Source organism: Pseudomonas brassicacearum subsp. neoaurantiaca (assembly GCF_013608025.1).
In the GTDB taxonomy this organism is placed as follows: Bacteria; Pseudomonadota; Gammaproteobacteria; order Pseudomonadales; family Pseudomonadaceae; genus Aquipseudomonas.
This window is the reverse complement of sequence record NZ_VDLV01000041.1, coordinates 95423-116942: the sequence shown is the minus strand read 5'-3', so window position 1 is coordinate 116942 and position 21520 is coordinate 95423. Positions and strand designations below refer to the sequence as shown.

General features: G+C 61.8%; 24 protein-coding genes. 10 read left to right on the top strand and 14 right to left on the bottom strand.

Translation table 11 applies throughout. From position 1 onward, the window contains the following. Nucleotides 1–12: 12 nt before the first annotated feature. The gene (locus FHK92_RS20770) at nucleotides 13–1314 is read right to left on the bottom strand and encodes an SDR family oxidoreductase (protein WP_181289726.1); all 1302 of its coding nucleotides are present in this window, start codon (nucleotides 1312–1314) and stop codon (nucleotides 13–15) included. Between the two features lie 147 nt (nucleotides 1315–1461). Here FHK92_RS20770 and treA point away from each other — a divergent pair, with 147 nt between their 5' ends. Both treA and FHK92_RS20760 read left to right on the top strand, forming a co-directional pair. Beyond that, complete coding sequence (treA, locus tag FHK92_RS20765) at nucleotides 1462–3066, top strand: alpha,alpha-trehalase TreA (protein WP_181289725.1); 1605 nt, start codon at nucleotides 1462–1464, stop codon at nucleotides 3064–3066. 62 nt (nucleotides 3067–3128) lie between these two features. Next, nucleotides 3129–4103 carry a LysR substrate-binding domain-containing protein gene (locus FHK92_RS20760; protein ID WP_181289724.1) on the top strand — a complete coding sequence of 325 codons (975 nt, stop codon included), beginning with the start codon at nucleotides 3129–3131 and terminating at the stop codon, nucleotides 4101–4103. A gap of 145 nt (nucleotides 4104–4248) precedes the next feature. Here the strand turns inward: FHK92_RS20760 and leuD are convergent, their stop codons facing one another. The 6 genes from leuD to xylA form a co-directional block, all read right to left on the bottom strand. After that, nucleotides 4249–4860: a 3-isopropylmalate dehydratase small subunit gene (gene leuD, locus FHK92_RS20755; RefSeq protein WP_258232710.1), complete on the bottom strand. Its 612-nt coding sequence runs from the start codon at nucleotides 4858–4860 to the stop codon at nucleotides 4249–4251. Beyond that, nucleotides 4857–6278, bottom strand: coding sequence for a 3-isopropylmalate dehydratase large subunit (gene leuC / locus FHK92_RS20750; RefSeq protein ID WP_181289722.1), 1422 nt, complete (start codon nucleotides 6276–6278; stop codon nucleotides 4857–4859). The genes leuD and leuC overlap by 4 nt, the downstream gene beginning before the upstream one ends. Nucleotides 6279–6434: 156 nt before the next feature. Next, nucleotides 6435–7571: a sugar ABC transporter permease gene (locus tag FHK92_RS20745; protein ID WP_181289721.1), complete on the bottom strand. Its 1137-nt coding sequence runs from the start codon at nucleotides 7569–7571 to the stop codon at nucleotides 6435–6437. After that, entirely contained in the window at nucleotides 7572–9128 is a 1557-nt protein-coding gene (gene xylG / locus FHK92_RS20740; RefSeq protein WP_181289720.1) for a D-xylose ABC transporter ATP-binding protein, read from the bottom strand. A 157-nt stretch (nucleotides 9129–9285) separates the two neighbouring features. Further along, nucleotides 9286–10287, bottom strand: coding sequence for a D-xylose ABC transporter substrate-binding protein (xylF, locus tag FHK92_RS20735; RefSeq protein WP_181289719.1), 1002 nt, complete (start codon nucleotides 10285–10287; stop codon nucleotides 9286–9288). A 148-nt stretch (nucleotides 10288–10435) separates the two neighbouring features. Then, the gene (gene xylA / locus FHK92_RS20730; protein ID WP_181289718.1) at nucleotides 10436–11752 is read right to left on the bottom strand and encodes a xylose isomerase; all 1317 of its coding nucleotides are present in this window, start codon (nucleotides 11750–11752) and stop codon (nucleotides 10436–10438) included. 154 nt (nucleotides 11753–11906) lie between these two features. Between xylA and FHK92_RS20725 the strand changes: the two genes are divergently transcribed. Then, nucleotides 11907–13085, top strand: a complete 1179-nt coding sequence (locus FHK92_RS20725; protein WP_181289717.1) for a XylR family transcriptional regulator — start codon at nucleotides 11907–11909, stop codon at nucleotides 13083–13085. Nucleotides 13086–13140: 55 nt separating this feature from the next. On the opposite strand, the gene FHK92_RS20720 is transcribed toward FHK92_RS20725, so the two are convergent. Continuing rightward, complete coding sequence (locus tag FHK92_RS20720) at nucleotides 13141–13383, bottom strand: hypothetical protein (RefSeq protein WP_181289716.1); 243 nt, start codon at nucleotides 13381–13383, stop codon at nucleotides 13141–13143. 140 nt (nucleotides 13384–13523) lie between these two features. Here FHK92_RS20720 and FHK92_RS20715 point away from each other — a divergent pair, with 140 nt between their 5' ends. Continuing rightward, nucleotides 13524–13865, top strand: coding sequence for a hypothetical protein (locus FHK92_RS20715; protein ID WP_181289715.1), 342 nt, complete (start codon nucleotides 13524–13526; stop codon nucleotides 13863–13865). A gap of 168 nt (nucleotides 13866–14033) precedes the next feature. Next, nucleotides 14034–14411 carry a hypothetical protein gene (locus FHK92_RS20710; RefSeq protein ID WP_181289714.1) on the top strand — a complete coding sequence of 126 codons (378 nt, stop codon included), beginning with the start codon at nucleotides 14034–14036 and terminating at the stop codon, nucleotides 14409–14411. Here the strand turns inward: FHK92_RS20710 and gstA are convergent, their stop codons facing one another. Next, nucleotides 14412–15023, bottom strand: coding sequence for a glutathione transferase GstA (gstA, locus tag FHK92_RS20705; RefSeq protein ID WP_181289713.1), 612 nt, complete (start codon nucleotides 15021–15023; stop codon nucleotides 14412–14414). Nucleotides 15024–15137: 114 nt separating this feature from the next. On the opposite strand from gstA, the gene FHK92_RS20700 reads away from it, so the two are divergent. Beyond that, on the top strand, nucleotides 15138–16055 hold the full coding sequence (locus FHK92_RS20700; protein WP_181289712.1) for a transcriptional regulator GcvA: 918 nt from the start codon (nucleotides 15138–15140) through the stop codon (nucleotides 16053–16055). Here FHK92_RS20700 and FHK92_RS20695 read toward each other — a convergent pair. Continuing rightward, the gene (locus FHK92_RS20695) at nucleotides 16052–16555 is read right to left on the bottom strand and encodes a GNAT family N-acetyltransferase (RefSeq protein ID WP_181289711.1); all 504 of its coding nucleotides are present in this window, start codon (nucleotides 16553–16555) and stop codon (nucleotides 16052–16054) included. The two genes, FHK92_RS20700 and FHK92_RS20695, sit on opposite strands and share 4 nt — an antisense overlap. 63 nt (nucleotides 16556–16618) lie before the next feature. Continuing rightward, entirely contained in the window at nucleotides 16619–16927 is a 309-nt protein-coding gene (locus FHK92_RS20690; protein ID WP_181289710.1) for a hypothetical protein, read from the bottom strand. Between the two features lie 215 nt (nucleotides 16928–17142). Between FHK92_RS20690 and FHK92_RS20685 the strand changes: the two genes are divergently transcribed. The 3 genes from FHK92_RS20685 to FHK92_RS20675 are packed head-to-tail and all read left to right on the top strand — an operon-like array spanning nucleotide 17143 to nucleotide 19370. Beyond that, nucleotides 17143–17817 (top strand): STN domain-containing protein, encoded by a 675-nt coding sequence (locus tag FHK92_RS20685; RefSeq protein WP_258232705.1) that lies wholly within the window; start codon nucleotides 17143–17145, stop codon nucleotides 17815–17817. After that, nucleotides 17814–18359, top strand: coding sequence for an RNA polymerase sigma factor (locus tag FHK92_RS20680; RefSeq protein WP_181289709.1), 546 nt, complete (start codon nucleotides 17814–17816; stop codon nucleotides 18357–18359). Before FHK92_RS20685 ends, FHK92_RS20680 begins: the two co-directional genes overlap by 4 nt. Nucleotides 18360–18413: 54 nt before the next feature. Next, nucleotides 18414–19370, top strand: a complete 957-nt coding sequence (locus tag FHK92_RS20675) for a FecR family protein (protein ID WP_181289708.1) — start codon at nucleotides 18414–18416, stop codon at nucleotides 19368–19370. A 6-nt stretch (nucleotides 19371–19376) separates the two neighbouring features. Here FHK92_RS20675 and FHK92_RS20670 read toward each other — a convergent pair whose 3' ends face one another. Beyond that, on the bottom strand, nucleotides 19377–19991 hold the full coding sequence (locus FHK92_RS20670; protein WP_181289707.1) for a prepilin-type N-terminal cleavage/methylation domain-containing protein: 615 nt from the start codon (nucleotides 19989–19991) through the stop codon (nucleotides 19377–19379). After that, the gene (gene gspH / locus FHK92_RS20665; RefSeq protein ID WP_181289706.1) at nucleotides 19991–20449 is read right to left on the bottom strand and encodes a type II secretion system minor pseudopilin GspH; all 459 of its coding nucleotides are present in this window, start codon (nucleotides 20447–20449) and stop codon (nucleotides 19991–19993) included. Before gspH ends, FHK92_RS20670 begins: the two co-directional genes overlap by 1 nt. Nucleotides 20450–20541: 92 nt before the next feature. Here gspH and FHK92_RS20660 point away from each other — a divergent pair, with 92 nt between their 5' ends. Further along, nucleotides 20542–20970 carry a type II secretion system protein N gene (locus FHK92_RS20660; RefSeq protein ID WP_181289705.1) on the top strand — a complete coding sequence of 143 codons (429 nt, stop codon included), beginning with the start codon at nucleotides 20542–20544 and terminating at the stop codon, nucleotides 20968–20970. 1 nt (nucleotide 20971) lies between these two features. Here the strand turns inward: FHK92_RS20660 and gspI are convergent, their stop codons facing one another. Beyond that, a complete protein-coding gene (gspI, locus tag FHK92_RS20655; protein WP_181289704.1) occupies nucleotides 20972–21352 on the bottom strand; it encodes a type II secretion system minor pseudopilin GspI in 381 nt (126 codons plus the stop codon). Nucleotides 21353–21520: the final 168 nt, after the last annotated feature.

Here is a 21520-nt window from a genome sequence, read left to right as displayed (position 1 = left end):
CCAAGGGCTGATTCAGCCTCGACTTCGTTCGCGACCCAACGCCACCAGGCACCCGCCCAGCAACAGCGCGGCGCCCGCCACCAGCAAGGGTGCGGATCGCCGCGCAGGCTTGCGCCAACCGCCTTCGACACGTCGCTGGCCGCTGGGTGGGGCGAACAGGTTGCCTGAGGACGCGTCCGATGCCGGGCTGCGGTTCAGGCCCCGGCGTGTCAGCCAGCCGGAGAGTTGCGGGAAACCCGGCAGCAGAAAGTGTGCCGCTCTCGCCAGCACCGCCGCACTGCCGACGGTGATGGTGGGCTTGGGGTTAAGGGCACAACTCACCATTGCTTCGGCGACGCGATGCGGGTCGTAGACCGGTGGCGGTGGCTTGAGCGCGTGGCCGGTGAAGTTCGCGCCGTCGCGAAAGCCCGGCGTATCGATGACGGCTGGATAGATGTCGCAGACGTGGATGTCCCGGTATTCCCCGAGTTCACCGCGCAAGGCTTCAGACAAACCGCGCAGCCCGTACTTGCTCGCTGAATAGGCCGCGGCATAGGGCTGGGCGACCCAGCTGCCCAGCGACAGCGTGTTGATCAGGATGCCGCGTTTTTGCCGCTTGAAATACGGCCAAGCCACATAGGCACCACGCAGGTAGCCGAGCAAATCGGTCTGCAAGACCTGCTCATGGGCTTCCAGCGGCGTTTGCTCGAAATCGCCCACCGCGCCCACGCCAGCATTGTTGATCCAGATGTCGATCTGACCGTCACCGAACGTCGCGGCTTCGGCGGCCAGCGCCTGCATCTGCTCGCTGCGGGTAACGTCGGTGCACACCGCCAGCGCGGCGGCGCCCTGGGCCTGGCATTCTGCGACGACCTCGTCGAGCGCCGCGCGGTCACGAGCCGCCAGGACCAGACGCGCCCGCTGCCGGGCGAACGCCTGCGCGGTGGCGCGGCCAATCCCGCTGGAAGCGCCAGTGATGACCACGAGTTTTTCGGCCAAGGGATACGACTTGGTTTCGCGGCTGGAGGCGGGTTCTCCCGCAGGCTGGTCGATCTCGGGCCACATGGGTGTCAGCTTCAGGCGCACACCGTCAGCCATGATGAGCGTCAGGTCCTCGATAGTGCCAGCGACCCGGTCGGGGTACACCGGCTCGCCCTCGGGATCGAGCTGGTCGTAGAGAAACTTCTCGCCCTCCAGCCAGCCCACCGCCGTGTTCAGTTCAGGGCCCAGGTAATATTTTCCATCGAGGAAGAAACCAGGGAAATGCGGCGCTCGCTCGACGCTTTCGACGGCGTAGCGCTCGCCCGTCCTCATGCCGGTTGCCGGGGAAATCATGATCAACACCTCCGCTCTGTTGGTTCTGCGATAGAGAGCGGGGGTGAAACCGGGGTTCCATCGAAGTGAGGAAAGGAAATCCGAGTGAACCGAGGTTCGTTCCCGTCAGTCATTTTTTTAGGAAGTGATTACATCAAGGAGCCTCAGATGCGTTCTGTTTATCTCGCCAGCCTATCCTTCACTGCGCTGCTCTGCGCCGCGTGTTCAAGCCAACCACCCGCGACCTGGAGCTACGAGGACGCGGGAAGTCGCACCCCGGTGCCGCCCGACCAGGCATATCCCGAGTTGTTTGAAGCGGTACAAGGCAAACAGCTGTTTACCGACCAGAAGCATTTCGTCGACGCGCTGCCCAGGCGCGACCCTGCGCAGATCCGCGCGGATTACCTGGCCCGTCGGGCCAGCGCCGATTTCGATCTCGAGGCCTTCGTAAAGGACAATTTCACCGAGTCCGGCCAGGCGGAAAGTCCGACGCCGAAACCCGGTGCGCCGATCGACGAGCACATCGATAACCTCTGGCCGGTGCTCAGCCGAACCTACACGCAAGTCCCGCAGTACAGCAGCCTGCTGCCCTTGCCGCAGCCGTACGTGGTGCCCGGCGGACGTTTTCGCGAGATGTATTACTGGGACTCGTATTTCACCATGCTGGGGCTGGAGCAAAGCGGTGACAGGGCGCAGGTCCGCCAGATGACGGACAATTTCGCCTATATGATCGACACCTACGGGCACATTCCCAACGGCAATCGCAGCTATTACCTGAGTCGATCGCAGCCGCCATTCTTCGCCTACATGGTGGAGTTGCAGGCGCACATCGAAGGCGAGCAGGCCTACGGGCGCTACCTTGGGCAACTGCAAAAGGAATACGCCTACTGGATGGAAGGGGCGCAGACCCTCAAGCCGGGCGAGGCTGGGCGACATGTCGTCAAGCTTGCCGACGGCAGCGTGCTCAACCGTTATTGGGACGCCAGCCCGACGCCTCGCCAGGAGTCGTGGTTGCAGGACGTCAAGACCGCTGAACAGGCAGCCGACCGACCCAGGGACGAAGTCTGGCGCGACTTGCGTGCCGGTGCCGAAAGCGGCTGGGATTTCAGTTCCCGTTGGCTGGGGAATGGCAAGGACCTGGCGACCATCCGCACGACGTCCATCGCGCCGGTGGACCTGAACAGCCTGATGTATCACCTGGAGCGCACCATCGCCAAGGCCTGTGAAACCGTAGAGAACGTGGCGTGCGTCAAGGCCTACGGGCAACGCGCCGAGCTTCGTCAGCGCGCCATCGAGACGCACCTGTGGAACGCCGACGGTGGTTACTACGTGGACTACGATTGGCAGCAGAACCGCCAGCGCCCGGCGCTCACCGCCGCGACATTGTTCCCCCTCTATACCGGCCTGGCGTCCAGCGAGCGGGCCAACCGTACCGCCGACGCCGTGCGCGAGGGCTTGTTGCGTCCTGGCGGCATCGCCACCACCCAGGTCACTAACGGCCAACAGTGGGATGAGCCCAATGGCTGGGCGCCGTTGCAATGGGTCGCGGTCGAGGGATTGGAGCGCTACGGCCAAACTGGCGTGGCCCGGGACATCGGCAGCCGCTTCCTGCAACAGGTCCAGGATCTCTATCGCAAGGAAGACAAACTGGTGGAGAAATACGACGTGTCCGGACAAGGCAGCGGCGGAGGCGGCGGTGAGTACGAATTGCAGGACGGCTTCGGCTGGACGAACGGGGTGACGCTGAAACTGCTCGGTAAATACGGCGGTTAAGCCGGGTCGGTTCGGTGCTATTCTTCGCGAAATCCGCGAAGAATGGCACCGAGATTGGATCAATGAACACGAATCGTCACCAGTTCCCCTCGCCGGAAGACTTGAAGGTCTTTGTGACCGTCATTCGGAAAAACGGCTTTGCCAACGCCGCCGAGGCGCTGGGGTATTCCCCGGCCTATGTCAGCAAGCGCATTGCTGTCCTGGAGTCAACGTTGTCCACCCGGTTGCTGCATCGCACGACCCGGCGCATTGCCTTGACCGGCGACGGTGAGCGCGTGTGGGTCTGGGCCGAAAAGCTGCTGGGGGATTTCGCAGAGTTCGTCGGCGAAATCGCCAACGCACGTCATCAACCCACCGGCTCGCTGAACATCTGCAGCAGTTTCGGTTTCGGCCGCAATCATGTCGCGCCAGCCATCGGCAAGCTGTCACAGACGTATCCTGGCCTCGACATCCGCCTGGATGTGTTCGACCGCGTCGTCGATATCGTTGGCGAGGGCTTCGACCTGGAGATCCGCGTGGGTGATGACCTGCCGGGCCAACACCTGGGCCGCAAGTTGGTGAGCAATCGGCGCGTGCTCTGCGCGGCTCCCGAATATTTGCAACGACGCGGCACGCCGCAGTCGCTGGAAGACCTCAAGGGCCATGATTGCCTGGTGCTCAAGGAGCGCGACAACGCCTTCGGCATCTGGACCTTGAGCAAGAATGGGCAAGAGGAAACGGTGCGCGTCGGAGGCCCGTTGTCTTCCAACAACGGTGAGATAGTCCTGGAGTGGGCCCTGAGTGGCGGCGGCATTCTGTTGCGCTCGATGTGGGACGCCGGGCCGCTGCTTGAACAGGGGCGGTTGGTTCAGGTGCTGCCGGCGTATTCCCAGAGTGCCAATGTCTGGGCGGTGTATCCGACCCGGCTCAGTCAGTCGGCGAAGCTTCGGGTGTGTGTTGAGTTTCTAGAGGCGTGTTTTCGGGATTTGTCGGCTGGGTGTAGCGGCGACAGCGAAACCGCCATCGCGAGCAAGCTCGCTCCCACACTTGATTTCTGAAAAACCGGGAATTGTGTGGCCACCTCAGATCCCTGTGGGAGCGAGCTTGCTCGCGAAAGCGGTATCACAGTCGACGATGATGTTGAATGTGCCGGCCTCTTCGCGAGCAGGCTCGCTCCCACAGTTTTTCCTCGGTGACGTTACGCTACAGCCAGGGATTCTCCGCCAGGTGCCGGCTCTCGAAGCGGCGTATCTGCTCCGCTCGTTGAAGGGTCGTGCCAATGGCATCCAGCCCGAGCAGCAAGGATTGCTTGCGCAGTTCATCGATCTCGAAGGCAATCACCTCGCCGTCCGCCAATCGGATCTGTTGCCCTGGCAGATCGACGCTGATGCGGGCGGTTTCGGCGTGGCTGATGGTTTGCGCGATTTTCCTGTGCTGCGCTTCAGGCAATTGAATCAGCAATACCCCGTTGCGCTGGCAGTTGTCATAGAAGATCCCGGCGAAACTGCTGCCGATCAAGGCCCGGATACCTGTCTGCTTCAAGCCCCACACCGCATGCTCCCGGCTTGAGCCACAGCCGAAATTCTCACCCACCACCAGGAACGTTGCACCGCGCCAGCCAGGTTTGTTCAGCACGAAGTCAGGGTTGGGAACGCCAGCCTCCAGCCATTTCAAGTCAAAGAACAAGCCACGGTCCAGACCATTACGGTCGATGCCCTTGAGGAACTGCTTGGGCATGATCACGTCGGTGTCGATGTTGGCGGCCAGCAGCGGGGCGGCGGTGCCGCTTACGGTCGTGAAAGGTTGCATGTTCAGGCCTCCGGCAGCAGTGAACGAACATCGGTCAGGTGACCGGCAATCGCGGCGGCGGCCACCATGGCCGGGCTCATCAGGTGGGTGCGCGCGCCCGCGCCCTGGCGTCCTTCGAAGTTGCGATTGGTACTGGAGGCGCAGCGATCTCCAGGGGCCAGCACGTCATCGTTCATGGCGAGGCACATCGAGCAGCCCGATTGACGCCATTCAAAACCGGCGTCGCGGAATATCGCCGCCAAGCCTTCTTCTTCGGCCTGGTCACGCACCAAGGTCGAACCGGGCACGATCATCGCCCGCACATGGGCGGCGACGTGTTTGCCTTGTACGACACGGGCCGCATCGCGCAGGTCTTCGATCCGCGCGTTGGTGCACGAGCCGATGAAGGCATGGTTGATCACCACGTCGGCGAGCGGCATTCCGGGCGTCAGGCCCATGTAGTCCAGCGCCCGTTGCAAGCCTTGGCGCAGGATCAGGTCGGCCTGCGCCGACGGGTCAGGCACGCGGCTGCCGATCGGTGCGGCCTGGTCAGGGCTGGTGCCCCACGTCACCATGGGCTCAAGCGTGCTGACATCAAGCGTCACTTCTCGGTCAAAGACTGCGCCTGCATCGCTGTGCAGGGCTCGCCATTTGGTCACGGCTCGTTCCCACAGCTCGCCCTGGGGCGCGCGGGGTTTGCTTTTCAGGTAGGCGAAGACCTTGTCATCCGGGGCCATGAACGCGCCCCTCGCGCCCGCTTCGACGGCCATGTTGCAAATGGTCATCCGGGCTTCGACGCTCAACGCCGTGATCGTCGAGCCCGCGAATTCGATCGCATATCCCGTAGCGCCCGAGGCACCGATTCTTTCAATCAGCGCCATGATGATGTCTTTGGCGGTGACGCCTGCCCCGAGGGCGCCGTCGACCGTGACGCGCAGGGTTTTCAGGCGCTTGTAGACCAGCGTCTGTGTCGCCAGCAGGTGTTCGATTTCAGACGTGCCGATGCCGAAGCCAAAGGCCCCCAACGCACCGTAGGTCGTGGTGTGGCTGTCGCCCGCAGCGACCACCATGCCGGGCAGGATGAAACCTTGCTCGGGCGCGACGACGTGCTCGATGCCCTGGCGTTTATCCAGCACATCGAACAGTTCGATGCCGAAGTCGCGGCAGTTCTCGGCAAAGTACGACACCTGCCGGGCGCCGCCGGCGTCGGGCATGGTTGCGATGCGCTCGGGTGCCGTCGGGTTGACATGATCGACCACCGCGAGCGTCGCGCCCGGCCGCCAGACATTGCGGCCGGTTTCGCGCAGGCCGCTGAAGGCTTGTGGGCTGGTGTATTCGTTGGCGACCTGGCGATCGATGTACAACAGCACGTGGCCCTGGTCATCCAGTGGGCATACGGTATGGCTGTCGATGTGCTTCTGATAGAGCGTTCGAGGGCTGTTCATGCAGACTCTTCTTCATTCCTGGCGGGTCTGCGCACAGCATATTGACTGCCGACGTCACATCAAGCGCACGGGAGTGAAGGCGTTGCACACGGATTGTGATCAATCATCACGGGCGGGCGGGGCGGCCCATCCTTGGCCGCCCCGAATCGGAGTGGATCAGCGTCTGGCGGTGCGGGTGCTGACGTCCACCCACACAGCCAGGACCAGGATGCTGCCCTTGACGATCATCTGCCAGTAGCTGTCGACGTCGAGCATCGACATGCCGTTGTCCAGGCTGGTGATGACCAGTGCCCCCAGCAGCGCGCCATAGACCGTGCCCGAACCACCGCGCATCGACGTACCGCCGATGAAGCAGGCGGCGATGGCGTCCAGTTCACCCATATTGCCGGCCGAGGGTGAACCGGCGGCCAGGCGTGCGGTGTTGACCATGCCGGCGAGGGCGCACATCACGCCCATGATGCCGAAGATCCATAGTTTCACCGCCTGCACGTTGATCCCGGACAGGCGCGTGGCCTCCATGTTGCTGCCCACGGAGTAGACGCGCCGGCCGAACACGGTCTGGCTGGTCACGTAGCTGAACACCCCCAGCAGGACCAGCAGGAGCAGCACCGGAACCGGAATCCCGTCGTAGCTGTTGAGCGTGTAGACGAACCCGGCCAACACCGCGCCGATCAGCACCACCCGCGCCACGTCACGCACCAGCGAATGGGCTGCCAGGCCGTGGAGGGCGCGATTGCGACGCTGTTTCCAGGTCAGGAAAAGCGTCAGCGCGAAGAGCAACACGCCCAGGCCCGTGCCGACTGCGTGAGGCAAATAACCCTGGCCGACATACACCAGCTCCGGCGACACCGGGGCGATGGTGGTGCCGCCGGTGATGCCCAGCAGGATCCCGCGAAACGCCAGCATGCCGCCCAGGCCAACGATGAAAGAAGGGATGCGCAGGTAGGCAGTCATGTAGCCGTTGGCCAGGCCAATCACCAGCCCGCACACGACGACCACGCTCAGGTTCGCCAGCAGCGGAATGTGATAGACCACGTCAAGTATCGCCGCCAGCCCTCCCAGTAGACCGAGCAGCGAACCCACCGACAAATCGATCTCGCCGCTGATGATCACCAGCACCATGCCGCAAGCCAGGATGCCGGTGATGGACATCTGCCGCAGCAGGTTGGAAAGGTTGCGCGGGGTCAGGAATCCCCCTTCGGTCTGCCAACTGAAGAACATCCAGATGACCGCCACGGCGATCACCAGGGCGAGCATTTTGTAGCGGGTGAAGACTTGTTTGACCTGATTCATCTACGCGGACTTCCGATCATTGTTGTTATTGCTTTCGGGATGACTGAGCGCGGCGGCAAGCACCTGTTCCTGGGTCAATTCCTTGTTGATGAAATCGCCGCGCAGTTGCCCCTCGCCGATCACCAGCACGCGGTCGGACACTCCAAGCACTTCGGCCAATTCCGAGGACACCATGATGATCGACACGCCTTCGGCCGCCAGCGCGCCCATCAGCTTGTAGATCTCATACTTGGCGCCGACGTCCACGCCCCGGGTGGGCTCGTCGAGAATCAGCACCCGAGGCTTGGTCAGGAGCATCTTTGCCAACACGGCTTTCTGCTGGTTGCCACCGGAAAGGCTGGTGATCGGCAGGAACGGGCTCGCGGTCTTGAGGTGCATGCGCGAGATTTCCCGGTCAATACTGCCCAGCTCGGCTTCTGCGTCGATGCGGGTCATCCTGGAGAAATTATCCAGCACCGCCAGGGTGATGTTCTGGCCCACCCCGAGGTCCGGGATGATGCCTTGGCGCTTGCGATCTTCCGGGACCATGCATAGGCCGGCGCGGATCGACTTGAGTGGCGTGCGGGTGTCGATTTGTTGGCCGTTGAGCCAGACTTCGCCTTCGTAGCGACCAGGGTAGGCGCCGAACAGTGCCGAAACCAGTTCCGTGCGGCCGGCACCGACCAACCCGGCGATGCCGAGGATTTCGCCGCGCTTGAGCACGAACGAAATATCATCGACCCGTTTTCGCTTGGGGTTGTCGACGTCGTAGCAGGTGACGTGGCGCGCCTCGAAAATCACCTCGCCGATTTCATGGGGCTCGGTGGGGTAGAGGTTGCTCATTTCCCGCCCGACCATTTGCGTGATGATCTTCGGGATGTCCATGTCGGCCATGGCCGTGGTGGCGATGTGTTTGCCGTCGCGGATCACCGAAATGGTGTCGCACACGGCGGCCACTTCATCGAGTTTGTGAGAGATGTAGACACACGCCACGCCCTTGGCCTTGAGGTCGCGGATGATGTCCAGCAGCACTTCGATTTCCGAGCGGGTCAGGGCAGAGGAGGGCTCGTCGAGGATCAACAGGCGCGCCTGTTTGTTCAGGGCCTTGGCGATTTCCACCAATTGCTGGTAGCCGCCGCCGTACTGCGAGACCGGCAGCGAGACGTTCATGTCCGGCACCTTGAGTTCACGCATCAGGGCTTCGGCGCGGTGGATCATCGCCGGGTAGTTCATGCGCCCGCCGGGCAGCGTCAGCTCGTGGCCCATGAAGATGTTTTCGGCCACGGACAGGTCGGGGACCAGGGTCAATTCCTGATGAATGATCACGATGCCGGCGGCTTCGGTTTCGCTGATGGACTGCGCCTTCAGCGGCTGGCCATCCCAGAGGATCTCACCCTCCCAGGTGCCGCAGGGGTAGACCGCCGAGAGGACTTTCATCAAGGTGGATTTGCCGGCACCGTTCTCGCCGCACAGGCCAACGCACTCACCCGGCCTCACCTTGATGTCGATGCCATTGAGGGCTTTGACACCGCCGAAGGATTTGACGATGCCGTTCATTTGCAGCAGGTATTCGGACATGGCGAGGGCTCGTAAAAAAAGGCTCCGGGCATCACTGAACTTGTGGGAGCGAGCTTGCTCGCGATAGCGGCAGTACATCCAACATTGATGCAAGCTGAACCATCGCCATCGCGAGCAAGCTCGCTCCCACAGTTTTTCGTTTGATTGCCTGGTCAGGTCACTGCCCGGCGATCTGCGCCTTGGTGTAGAACCCGTCCTTTTCCAGCAGGTCGATGTTGTCCTTGGTCAGCGCGGTGGGCGTGAGCAGGATGGTGTCGACTTTTTTGTTGCCGTTGTCGTACTGCGAGCTGTAGGTGGGTTTTTCGTTGCGCGCCAGTTGCACCGAGAGTTTGGCGGCTTCGGAGGCGATCAGTTTCAGCGGCTTGTAGACCGTCATGGTCTGGGTGCCGTCGAGCACGCGCTTGACCGCCGCCAGGTCGGCGTCCTGGCCCGAGATCGGCACCTTGCCGGCCAGCTTCTGCGCGGCCAGGGCCTGGATCGCACCGCCAGCGGTGGCGTCGTTGGAGGCGACGATGCCGTCGATCTTGTTGTTGTTCCGGGTCAGGGCGTTTTCCACGATGCTCAAGGCTTCGGTGGGGTTCCATTCCTTCACCCATTGCTGGCCGACAATCTTGATGTCGCCCTTGTCGATGGCCGGTTGCAGCACCTTCATCTGGCCTTCGCGCAGGATCTTCGCATTGTTGTCGGTCGGTGCGCCGCCCAGCAGGAAGTAGTTGCCCTTGGGCGCTGCCTTCAACACGCCGCCGGCCTGCATCTCGCCGACTTTTTCGTTATCGAAGGAAATGTAGGCATCGATGTCGGCGTTGAGGATCAGCCGGTCATACGACACAACCTTGATCCCGGCCTTCTTGGCTTCGGCGACGGCGTTGGTCAGCACGGTGGCGTTGAACGGCACGATGACGATCACGTCGACGCCACGGGAAATGAGGTTTTCGATCTGGGAAATCTGCTTCTGCTCGTTGGCATCCGCCGATTGCACGAACACCTTGGCGTCGAGTTTTTCCGCCGCCGCGACGAAGTAGTCGCGGTCCCGCGACCAGCGTTCCAGGCGCAGGTCATCGATGGAGAAACCGATTTTCGGGTGGGCGGCGTCGGCCATGACCGGGAGCGATAGCAGGGCGAGGGCGCCGGCGAGCAGGGTACGTTTGAATGTTTTCATGGTGGTGCGTCCTTTTATTGTTTTTTGAAAGACACTGCCTGACGATGAACGTGATGCCGGTAGAACTGTAGAGAGTTACGTGGCGTTGCGGGCACAGAATTGTCGCGCGAATGTAACAGCCTCGCCGCGCCCGCAACCTTGCCCGCAGTCAGGAGTAGATGAACCGGTTGACGACGTTTTCGAGCATCTCCTGGCGACCGCTGACGGCTGGCGGATTCAGGTCGTTGGTGAACGCGTGCTCGGCCAGCGACTCAAGGCTGTAGTCACCCGCCAGCAACGCCTTGCCGAATGGCTGCTTCCAGCCGGCGTAGCGTTGATCCTTGAATTTCTGCAACTGATCGTCCTGCACCATGGCGGCCGCGCGTTCCAGGGATAGGGCGAGCACATCCATGGCCGCGACGTGGCCGTGGAACAGATCGACGTCGTCCACGCTCTGGCGACGGACCTTGGAATCGAAGTTGAACCCACCGTTGCCGAAGCCCCCGGCCTTGAGGATTTCATAGGTGGCCAAGGTCATTTCCTCGACACTGTTGGGGAACTGGTCGGTGTCCCAGCCGTTCTGCGGATCGCCCCGGTTGGCGTCGATGCTGCCGAAGATCCCCAGGGACACCGCCGTGGCGATTTCATGGTGGAAGCTGTGCCCGGCCAGGGTCGCGTGGTTGGCCTCGATGTTGACCTTGATCTCTTTCTCCAGGCCGAACTGCTGCAGGAAGCCGAACACCGTGGCGGTGTCGTAATCGTATTGGTGCTTGGTCGGCTCCTGGGGCTTGGGCTCGATCAGCAGGTCGCCCTTGAAGCCGATCTTGTATTTGTGCTCGACCACCATGCGCATGAACCGGCCCAACTGTTCCCGCTCACGCTTGAGGTCGGTATTGAGCAGGGTTTCATAACCTTCGCGACCGCCCCACAGCACGTAGTTGGAACCCTTGAGGCGTTGGGTGGCGTTCATGGCGCTGAACACCTGCGCGGCGGCACAGGCGAAGACCTGCGGGTCCGGGTTGCTGGCGGCGCCGGCGGCGAAACGTGGGTTGCTGAAGCAGTTGGCGGTGCCCCAGAGCAGCTTGATCCCGGTCTGTTCCTGGTGGCGCTCAAGGTGGTCGACCATCTGCGCGAAGTGGTTGCGGTACTCCTTGAGCGATTGGCCTTCCGGCGCGACATCGGTGTCGTGGAAGCAGTAGTAGTCGATGCCCAGCTTGGAGAAGAACTCGAACGCCGCCTCGGCCTTGCCGATCGCCAGCTCCATCGGGTCGCCGGCGTGCTGCCACGGGCGTTTGAAGGTCCCGGCGCCAAACACATCGGACCCTGGCCAGACAAAGGTGTGCCAGTAGCAGACAGCCATGCGCAGGTGTTCGCGCATGGGTTTGCCGAGGATCAGCTTGTTGGCGTCGTAGTGGCGGAACGCGAGCGGCGAGTCGCTGCCTGGGCCCTCGAAGCGAATGGGCTGGACATCGGGGAAGTACGGCATGGGCGGTTTCCTTTTTATTCTTGGCGGTGTCCTGATACTAACGCCGGCCCCGGGCCTGCTGATTATGAAAGTCACCAAAGGACAGTTCGATTTTGAGTATTGAGATTCGCCGCCGGCGCGCCTAGTCTGTGGCCATCGGCCCAGGGTTCAAACAATGAAAATCGTCCCGCCCGTCCACCGCATCGCCCTGTTGTTCAACGGCAGCAAGATCTACGACCGTGGCATCATCAGCGGCATCGGTAACTACCTGAGCAGCACCCGCGCGTCCTGGGACTTGTTCCTCGAGGAAGACTTTCTCTGTCGGTTGAAAGGCATCGAGCGCTGGCAGGGCGACGGGATCATCGCTGACTTTGACGATCCGCTGATCGGCGAGGCGCTGGCCGGGATCAAGATGCCGGTGGTGGCGGTGGGTGGTTCGTACCAGGACGCGCGCGCCTATCCCAAGGGCATTCCCTATGTCGCCACGGACAACGACGCGCTGATCAAACTGGCCTACGAGCATCTGATCGAAGCCGGGCTGACGCGCTTCGCCTGTTTCAGCCTGCCAGAATCCCAAGCCAATCGCTGGGCCCAGGAACGGGAAAAAGCCTTTCGCCGGTTGATGCTGCGCGATGGCCTGCAAGCCGAGGTCTATCGCGGCATGGGCACCAGTGCGCCGCTCTGGGACAGCGCCGTCGAGCAGCAGATCGCCTGGCTGCAAAGCCTGCCCAAACCCATCGGCATCATCGCCGTCAGCGACGCGCGCGCCCGGCAGCTGTTGCAAGCTTGCCTGACCGCCGGCATCGCCGTGCCGGAACAAGTGGCGTTGATCGGCATCGACAACGACCCACTGACCCGCAGCCTGACCCGAGTGCCGCTGAGCTCGGTGGTGCAGGGCACCGAAACCATGGGCCGGACCGCCGCGCGACTGTTGCACCAGATGCTGCATGGCATGCCGTCCACGGGCACGCAGGTGCTGATCCCACCGGATGCGATCAACGTGCAGGCGTCGAGCTTGCATCAACCGCTGGGCAATCCGTATGTGATGCAGGCGCTGTTGTTCATCCGCCAATACGCCTGCCAGGGCATCAAGACCGCCCAGGTGGCGGCGTATGTCGGCGTGTCGCGTTCATCCCTGGAAGCGCATTTTCGCAAGGCGCGCGGGTGCAGCGTTCACGACGAAATCCTGCGCTTCAAATTGGCTGCGGCGGCCAGTGGTCTGGAGAATACCGACTCGGCGATTGCCGACATCGCGCGCAATTGCGGCTTCAAGTCGGCGCAGTACCTGCACACGGTGTTTCGTCGGGAGTTCGGTTGTACGCCTCGGGAATATCAGCAGGGCACAAATGGATGATGGCTTGAGGTTTTGCCAATCAGTGACGGAGTCCCTCCACCGAAGGCCAAGCCGTTCAGCTTGATAGCCAGGTATTCGCGACCCGCCGATCCAGTTCCTCCCAATCCGCCATGCCCAACACCCGCGTGGTATTCAGGCCACGTAGATAACCACGCAGTTGATTGGCCGTGTCCCGCTTGAGTTGCGGACCGGCTTCGGTGTCGCTCAACAGCACGGTTTCGTACGGGATCAGATATTCCGCCACCCGCTCCCGGAAGTCAGGCAATACCGCGCCACGAATCAGATCGAACGTTCTCATCAGGTGCCTCGTCCTTTTTTCGATTTGCAACTATTGCCATCAGTAATAGTGACCATTACGAAATGCAAGTTCTGCTTTGCCGCCGTTCATTGGAGAATCAGCCCCATCGAAACGCAGCCCAACACTGCAGGACCTGAATCATGCGCCGTTTATTTTTCCTTACCCTGGCTTTGTCGCCGTTGTTGCTGGCCGGATGTGCCTCGGCTCCGAACGATCCGACCCTGACCTTGCAGACCAGCAAGACGCCGGCCGAATACGCCGAATGCGTCGTACCGAAGTTGCAGGGCAGCGCGCTGAACCCGACGGTCTCCCAGACTCAGCGCAGCTACCGCATCGTCGTGCCGAGCAAAGTGGCGGCGGACAACGTGCTGGAAGCCTATAAGGCTGGCAGTGGCGGGAAGGTGTTCATCTATGACCGGCATTTGCTGGCCTCCAATCTCCTGCCTTCGAATTTTGAACGCGCCGCCCAGGATTGCATCTGACCGGGCCGTAAACGCTTTTCTCCGTGCTCCTTTGGTTGGCCGCAACCAACCAATTCCCTTTGCCCCGCACCGTATTCGGTCGCGGGGCTTTTTTTGTCCGGCGCGCCTTGCGTATCGTGGTGTGAGAGGATGGCGCATTCGACGCCACCCTCGACAAAAAGGACTGAGATGAACCTGTTCCCAGCGCACTCCGTGCCATTCCTCCTGACGTTCGCCGCCCTGTGCGCCCCGGTGCACGCCGCGACCTGGCAGATTTGCGATATGCAATTGCAGGTCACTGAGGTGGTGAAGCAGCCGTACCCTGGCCTCCGGGCCCAGGTTCTGAAAACCCGCCCGGCCTCGCCCGACGTGGAATGTCCGGAAGAGGGCGCCGTGATCAGTTTTATCCCGGAAACCGCTGATTACCAGGCCACGCTTGCCCGGCGCAAATGGCCCGCGAAAGGCCAGGCGATCCGGATCAAGTACCGCTACCTGGACGGCATCTGCAAAGGCGACGGCAACGAACATCCTTGCCGTATCGAGCATTATCCGTTCGTGGCTCAATGATCAGCCTTGACCGGCGTTCGCCTCGGCTTCGATCGCGGCCATGACGCTGGGTCGCGTCTCGATCCGCGCCATGTACGACGCCAGCGGCGGCCAATCCTCGATATCAATGGCGAAAAACGGCAGCCATTTGAGCACCGAGAACAGATACGCGTCGGCGAGGCCGAAATCCCCCTGCAAATAGCGGTGTTGCTCAAGGGCACCGGCCAGGTAATCAAGACGCTTGAACAGCTTCTGCTTGAAGATGGCCTTGGTCGTTTCCGGGATCTCGGCGCTGAACAGCGGGGCACAGCCGCCATGGATTTCCGTGCTGATGAAGTTCAGCCATTCCTGCAATCGAACCCGTTCCCAGGTGCCATTGGCCGGTGCCAAGTGATTGCCCGGAACCTGATCGGCCAGGTACTGGACGATGGCGGGACCTTCAGTCAGCACTTCACCGTTATCCAGAACCAGCGCCGCAACGTAGCCCTTGGGATTGATTGCCAGGAAATCCTGCCCGTCGGCGGTTCGCTTGGTCTTGTTGTCCACGCGGATCAGCTCGAAGGCAATGCCCAGCTCCCGCAGCACGATGTGTGGGGACAATGAACAGGTCATGGGCGCGAAATACAATTTCATGGAGTTTTCCTGATGGCGTTGAGTGCCGCTGAGAATCGGCGCCAACCGGAAGATTTTCAAAGGACATTTGCGGTGCTAGCGTATGACGAATTCTCATGAGCTTCGTTGACCTCCATGGCCGTCAAAATCCCCTCTCTCAATGGCCTGAAGGCGTTCGAATCAGCCGCCCGTCACATGAGCTTCACCCAGGCCGCCCTCGAATTGAATGTCACCCAAACGGCAATCAGTCATCAGATCCGACGGCTGGAAGACGAACTGGGGGTGCGCTTGTTTTTGCGTCTCAAGGACGGCCTCGCGTTGACCGATGAAGGTCGCGCCTATTTTCCAGGCGTTCGTTCGGCATTCCATGAGTTGCGTCATTGCACCGAAACCTTGTTGGATTCTGTCCATGACAGTGCGCTGACGGTGAGTACCCTGGTGTCATTCGCGTCCAAATGGCTGTTGCCTCGCTTGGCCTCGTTCCAAGAGGCCTATCCCAACATCGATGTACGTGTCTCAGCCTCCACCGATATGGTGGATTTTCGCATGGGTGGCATCGACGCGGCCATTCGTTACGGCACCGGAGATTGGAAGGGCTTGCGCGCCGACTGGCTGATGTCCGATGAGGTTTTTCCGGTGTGCAGTCCGAAGCTGCTGGTGGGGCCCAATGCGCTGAAGGCGCCCGGCGATCTGACCCATCAAACCTTGTTGCAGGTCAGTGGCATGACGCGGGACGATTGGAGCCTCTGGCTGGGGGCCGCCGGCCAACCGAGCGCTCTGGCCGAAGGCTCGCGGTTGACCTTCGACCTGGCGATGATGGCCGTGCAGGCGGCCATCGACGGCTTGGGCGTTTGCATCGGCCGCTCGACGTACGTCGACGACGATCTGAAGGCGGGTCGACTGGTTGCGCCGTTTGACTTGAGGTTGAAGTCCGATCTCGGCTTTTATCTGGTGACACCTGTCGAAACAGCCCACTCGAAAAAGGTCGAGGCGTTCAGGATGTGGTTGATCGACACGATAAGGGGATCAAACCGAGCGACTCTCCCCAGCTAGATTGACAGGCTGTACCAATCGTCACGCCCGGCCTCGTCTTCTCCGGCGCGCGCCATCACGAAACCACAGCGTCGGAGCACTTTCACCGAGCCGATGTTCTCTGCATAGACATTGGCCAGCAACTGTCCGAGTCCCCAGTGCATCTGGGCCTGCTGGACCAAGTGCCTCACTGCCAGCGTCGCCAAACCCTGGCCACAAGCTTGCTGGGCGATACGATAGCCAACTTGCGCCGAGCGTTCATGGGTGTCGATGTCCTTCAGGTTCGCCCGCCCGATGATCGTTCCGCTAGCGTCTTCGATTACGAAAGGGTGCCAGGTCCCGGCAGCAAGGCCGGAAAGATAGTCGGCGATGTGATCGCTGACGCCCTGTATCGAATAAAACGCCGGGTTGCGCGCTTCAATGTGACGCTCGAACCATTCGCGGTTCTGCACTTCAAACGCCAGCAATGCCTCGGCATCGGTGACTTGCAGGGTACGAATCCTGGTCGTTTCCTTGTCCACGTATCACGTCCTGTTTCTACTCAAAATAAACTCATGGCCCTGAATCAGGGACGGAACAATGCACTACTGCGGCGGGCGTTGCGGCAACGCCGAGTGGCCGAACGTATTGCCCATGCGAATCCGCGTGGCCGACTGGTTGTACAGACCCAGCTTGTTCGGCGCTCGCTGCTCTATCGGCACGTTCAACGCTTCCTGGTTCTTGCGCGCTGCCGCCGTACCCTTCGGGTTGGCCATCTGTTCGCTCAGGCATTCGTAGGACAGCGCCTTGTAGCCGTTTACCTCGACATTGATGCATCCCTCATTCGCCGGCTCGGCGGCTTGGGCCCACAAGGGAAGGGCAGCAAGCAGCAGCGCGTATACGCGACAGTCCATGGCGAAGCTCCTTTTCCAACGGTTGAGGCCTGAATCTACCTCTTATTGGGGCAAGGTATGACGATGTTTTTTTTGCAGCGCTCGTCACACAAACGACATGTACACGTCTCATGATGCGCCAACGCAGGGCGTCGACACGCCGTTCGGGCCGGAAGATGTCTATGTCAAGAGAAGCGCTGAGCAGGTGCTGCCTCGCGCCCACGGTACTGTTTTTTTTGCTCCATGCATTGATGCCGCAGCGCGACGCGTGGTCTGCCACGCCTGCGTCCCACGAGGTGGGCGACAGGCTGGCGCGTTCTGTCGAGTTTTCGATACCCGCCCAGGAAATGACCGTTGCCCTGGACCTGTACAGCAGGGTCAGCGGGATGGCGATCCTGGTGGATCGCCAACTGGCACATGGGCGACGGTCGACTGCGGTGCACGGGCGTCTGTATGCCCGCCAGGCGTTGGAACAGTTGCTGGCCGGTAGCGGCTTGGTGGCGCTCTATACCGGTGCGGATGCTTTTACCGTGAAAAAGGCAGAGCTACCCAGCCGCGCCGATGCGTCTTCGCGCAGCGGTGGCCCTACAGTGCGCGAGGATAACTTTGCCCGTGCGTTGCAGGTCGCGTTGGAGCAGGCGCTTTGCCGTTCTGCGGTGACGCGTCCGGGCCATTATCGAGCGGCGCTACAGCTGTGGGTCGGAGGATCGGGCGAGGTGCGCAAGAGTCGCTTGCTGGCGTCCACCGGTGACGCCCGGCGCGATGCGGCGATTATCGAGGGCCTGAGCACATTGGACATCGGCCGTGTCCCGCCGTCTTCGTTGCCGCAGCCGGTGACGGTGCTGGTGGTACCGGGCGCCGCTTCGGCAGGCACGGAATGCAACCCATGGGAAGGAGCGGTAAAGCCATGACGGAAAAGGAGCAGAGCGCCATGCTCAAGGTGTTCCTGGCTTCCTATGATGTGTTTCGCGCACGCTTGCGCCGACGTCTGGGCTCCGATGACCTGGCCAACGACGTATTGCACGAAACCTATCTTCGGGTAGACCGCATGGAACCGCCGGCAGATGTGCAGAAGCCGGGCGCCTACCTGTTCCGCATGGCCCTGAACATCGCGGCTGACCGTCGTGCGCAGGATGCACGTTTGCTCACCGGCACTGAAATCGAAGAACTGATGCACACCGCCGACGAACATCAGGACCCGGCGGTGATCGTCGGTGGCCAGATTGAAATTCGCGCGCTGATGCAGGCGCTGACCGAGCTTGCGCCCCGGCGCCGGCAAATATTGATGGCATCACGCATGGAGCAAACACCGCATCAGGAGATCGCCCAGCGATTCGGCATCTCCACCCGTATGGTCGAGAAGGAGCTCAAGGTTGCGCTGCAATACTGTGCCGATCGCCTGGAAAGAAAAGTGATTCAGCGGTTCGGTCCCGGCGCGGGAAAACAGTCTTAGGTAATAAGGCGCTCGTCGCGCATTCCTGATTGAGTCATTTCACGTTTGAAAAACATGTCTATAAGCGCATCTGAATCAGCCACTGCCACGGCTAACCAGCTCCGGGAAGAAGCGTTCCATTGGCTGGTGCGCTTGACTTCAGGGCATGCCACCCACGCTGACGCCGAGGCTTTTCGGCGCTGGAGCGCGCAAAGTTCCGAACACGCCCAGGCCTTTTTCCTGGCCCGCCAGTTGTGGCAGGCCATGGCGCCTGCCGAGCAAAAGCTCCAGCAGGAGCAGGCGGCAAAGGTCGTCAACCACCCGCGGCGTTTCGGGCGCCGAGCGTTTCTCGGCGGCGCGATTGCCGCGTCGGTTGCGGTGCTGGTCGCGCGTCCGTCACTGCTGGATGGCTGGCCCATGGGCGCGGATTTTCATACCGGTGTCGGCGAGCAACGCCACGTCGACCTGACGCAGGGCGTGGTGCTTGAACTCAATACCCAGACGCGCATCAGCCAGCGCAGCGAGGCCCCTGGTGACGCCGCCATCGAAGTACTGAGCGGTGAAGTGGAAATCCAGGCCAGCACGGCGTTGCGTGTGCTTGCCGGCAATGGCGAGTTGTTCGCCGATGGCGCGCGGTTCAATGTGCGGGCCACCGAGGGTAGCGTGTGCGTGACGTGCCTGGAGGGCCGCTTGCAACTGAAACATCAGGGGCGGCGCGTGAGCCTGGAGCAGGGCCGGCAATTGACCTACACCGCGCAGCGACAAGGCCAACCCACCTCTTTCGATACCCAGCAAGTCATGGCTTGGCGTCAACAGTTGCTGGTGTTCAACGATGCCCCCCTCGCGAGCGTGATCGATGAAATCAACCGCTACCGTCCCGGAATGATCGTGCTGATGAACGCTGAACTCGGGCGACGCAAGGTGCAGGCGCGCTTCAGCCTGGCGCAACTGGCGAATGTCGCCGTGCTGATTCGCGATGCCTACGGCGCGACCATTACCGAGCTACCGGGCGGCGTCGTGCTGGTCAGCTAGGCGTTTTCATTCCAGAAGCGGTGCCAGCACCTGGCGGTAGCGCTCGGTGCCGTGTGCCGTGCGACGGCTGAAGCTGATTTCCACACCCGCCGGATTTTCCTCCTTGCTGCCAGTCAGATGGCTCCAGCCCTGATCGGTGCGCCATACCCGCACATCAACGCGCTCAAGCTCACTCAACACCGCGACACGCTCCTTGGGCGCCGGTAGGGGATAGCGTGACCGCGCGACGCCCGAGGCACGGAAAAGGGTGCCGCTTTCAATCCACCACCTCACCCGTTGCATCTTGCCGTCCTGGTCCGCCGCGGCACGTATCAATTCCAACTGCAAAGGGTCGCTGTCGCTGCTGCGAATACTGATCGCAGCAGGCACCGGGGGGCGGCTGGCCGAGGATTCATCGGGCGGTGGCGGCTCGGCCAGTTCAGTGGTGGCTCGCAGGGCGAAGTCACGCTGCAGCTGGTTGAATGCGCGCATCAGTTGCGCGTGCTGTTCGGCGCTGTCCTGCAGGTGGGCGTCGGCGCGGGTCACACCGTCGAGCCCGCGCCAGGCGATCAGGCTGACGATGGTCATCAGCAGGATGGCGACCATCACTTCAATCAGCGTGAAGCCGTTCTGCCGGACCATCAATGCACCTCGATGCGGCCAGCCGCCGTGCGCGTCACCGATACGCTGGCCTGGTTGCTGGACAGAATGACTTGCAGGGGCGGGGCAATCCATTCGGCATCGAGCACCAGCGTTTTTCCTGGGTGGATGCGCACCTGCACCGGTCCCGCGCTCCAGTGCCTGGGGCGCAGTTGCGGGTCGTTGATGAACTCCCGATCCTGTGCGCCGACGGCATCCAGCCGCACGAAACGGTAACCCTGGCTGTCCGCGACCCAGGCGATGCGACGACCATCGCTGCGCGCTTCGGCCTGGGCGGTTTCCAGCAGCAAGGCCAGGCGCTTGGCATCTTCGCGCAGGCCGCTTGCCGCGTCGGCGTGGATATTCAAGCTGATGGCGGCGCTGGCGATGCCGATGATCACCAGCACGACCATCAATTCGATCAGCGTGAAGCCGCGTTGTCGGTGTCGCCGTTCATTCATGGTCGCTACGCCTTTCGCTGGGGTGAATTTGCAATAAAACCGTGAGAAAGCGCTGGTAGCCTGAAGCACTGGACGTCACGGAGGATCCGCTCATGCGCCATTTCCATCGCCTCGATCCGGCCACGCTGGTACAGGCTGTCGCCGTGTTGGCCAGCGTGGCGGGGCTTGTCACCTGGGGCTTTTTGCTCAACGATTCGGCGCCTGTGCAAGCCCAGGCCAATAGCGAACCCTTGCCGCCCTTGGCAGCCACTGGCCAAGCCGCGGCGCAATGGTTCGCCAGTTCCCCGCAGAACCTGGAGATCAAGCTCAGTGGCCTGCTGGCCGGACCCCAAGGCGCGGTGGCGATTCTCAGCATCGAGGATTCGCCGCCGCGGGCTTTTCGCGCGGGTGAGCCACTGGGCGAAGGTGTGCGCCTGCGAGGAATCGAGGCTGATGCCGTGATCATCGAGCGGGCCGGCACCGAATCGCGCCTGTCGATGGCCCGGCTGCCGGTGCCGGTGGCGCTGCCGTCGTTGCGCTGATTCATGGCTGGGTGACAGGGCGGCTGAACAGCGTTTCCAGGCGCGCCAGCGGCGGTCCGTCATGTTCGCGTTCATGCACCAGCACTTTCACTCTCAGCAGGTCGCCACTGCGGGTTACCTGCTGCTCGCAACTGAGTTTCAGACGTCCTTGGTCACAGCGTTGCATGGCGTTGCCCTTATCGCTGGCCCCGCGCAGACGCAGTTCGGCCAGGCTGTTCTGGGCCGCCAACAGCGCCATCGAGCGATCACGCAACAGCGCATTGCTCTGGCTCATTTGTGCACTGGCGCGCACAGCTGCTGACATCGCCACCGCCACGATCAGCAGCGCCACCAATACTTCGATCAGGGTAAAGCCGCGTTGCCGGAGTGCCTGTCGGGTCATGGCAATGAGCATCGTCGGGGAAATGTGCTTCAGCCTAATGCCCGCGTTTGACGGATTGCTGACCAAAGCTCCTGAGGATTTTTTATACCAGTGACATATGCCGCTGGAACAATCCGCAGCGAATGGAAACCTCAACCAGCGCCAGAACACGGCGCCAGCCAAGGAGAG

Bases quoted from the DNA above. Each gene is read 5' to 3' on its own strand.
- FHK92_RS20770 (WP_181289726.1), bottom strand. From the start codon at position 1,314: ATGATTTCCCCGGCAACCGGCATGAGGACGGGCGAGCGCTACGCCGTC.
- FHK92_RS20710 (WP_181289714.1), top strand. From the start codon at position 14,034: ATGAACCTGTTCCCAGCGCACTCCGTGCCATTCCTCCTGACGTTCGCC.
- FHK92_RS20680 (WP_181289709.1), top strand. From the start codon at position 17,814: ATGACGGAAAAGGAGCAGAGCGCCATGCTCAAGGTGTTCCTGGCTTCC.
- FHK92_RS20660 (WP_181289705.1), top strand. From the start codon at position 20,542: ATGCGCCATTTCCATCGCCTCGATCCGGCCACGCTGGTACAGGCTGTC.
- FHK92_RS20725 (WP_181289717.1), top strand. From the start codon at position 11,907: ATGAAAATCGTCCCGCCCGTCCACCGCATCGCCCTGTTGTTCAACGGC.
- gspI (WP_181289704.1), bottom strand. From the start codon at position 21,352: ATGACCCGACAGGCACTCCGGCAACGCGGCTTTACCCTGATCGAAGTA.
- FHK92_RS20670 (WP_181289707.1), bottom strand. From the start codon at position 19,991: ATGGTCCGGCAGAACGGCTTCACGCTGATTGAAGTGATGGTCGCCATC.
- FHK92_RS20675 (WP_181289708.1), top strand. From the start codon at position 18,414: ATGTCTATAAGCGCATCTGAATCAGCCACTGCCACGGCTAACCAGCTC.
- treA (WP_181289725.1), top strand. From the start codon at position 1,462: ATGCGTTCTGTTTATCTCGCCAGCCTATCCTTCACTGCGCTGCTCTGC.
- FHK92_RS20745 (WP_181289721.1), bottom strand. From the start codon at position 7,571: ATGAATCAGGTCAAACAAGTCTTCACCCGCTACAAAATGCTCGCCCTG.
- gspH (WP_181289706.1), bottom strand. From the start codon at position 20,449: ATGAATGAACGGCGACACCGACAACGCGGCTTCACGCTGATCGAATTG.
- FHK92_RS20720 (WP_181289716.1), bottom strand. From the start codon at position 13,383: ATGAGAACGTTCGATCTGATTCGTGGCGCGGTATTGCCTGACTTCCGG.
- gstA (WP_181289713.1), bottom strand. From the start codon at position 15,023: ATGAAATTGTATTTCGCGCCCATGACCTGTTCATTGTCCCCACACATC.
- FHK92_RS20700 (WP_181289712.1), top strand. From the start codon at position 15,138: ATGGCCGTCAAAATCCCCTCTCTCAATGGCCTGAAGGCGTTCGAATCA.
- xylF (WP_181289719.1), bottom strand. From the start codon at position 10,287: ATGAAAACATTCAAACGTACCCTGCTCGCCGGCGCCCTCGCCCTGCTA.
- FHK92_RS20715 (WP_181289715.1), top strand. From the start codon at position 13,524: ATGCGCCGTTTATTTTTCCTTACCCTGGCTTTGTCGCCGTTGTTGCTG.
- FHK92_RS20760 (WP_181289724.1), top strand. From the start codon at position 3,129: ATGAACACGAATCGTCACCAGTTCCCCTCGCCGGAAGACTTGAAGGTC.
- xylA (WP_181289718.1), bottom strand. From the start codon at position 11,752: ATGCCGTACTTCCCCGATGTCCAGCCCATTCGCTTCGAGGGCCCAGGC.
- leuC (WP_181289722.1), bottom strand. From the start codon at position 6,278: ATGAACAGCCCTCGAACGCTCTATCAGAAGCACATCGACAGCCATACC.
- FHK92_RS20690 (WP_181289710.1), bottom strand. From the start codon at position 16,927: ATGGACTGTCGCGTATACGCGCTGCTGCTTGCTGCCCTTCCCTTGTGG.
- xylG (WP_181289720.1), bottom strand. From the start codon at position 9,128: ATGTCCGAATACCTGCTGCAAATGAACGGCATCGTCAAATCCTTCGGC.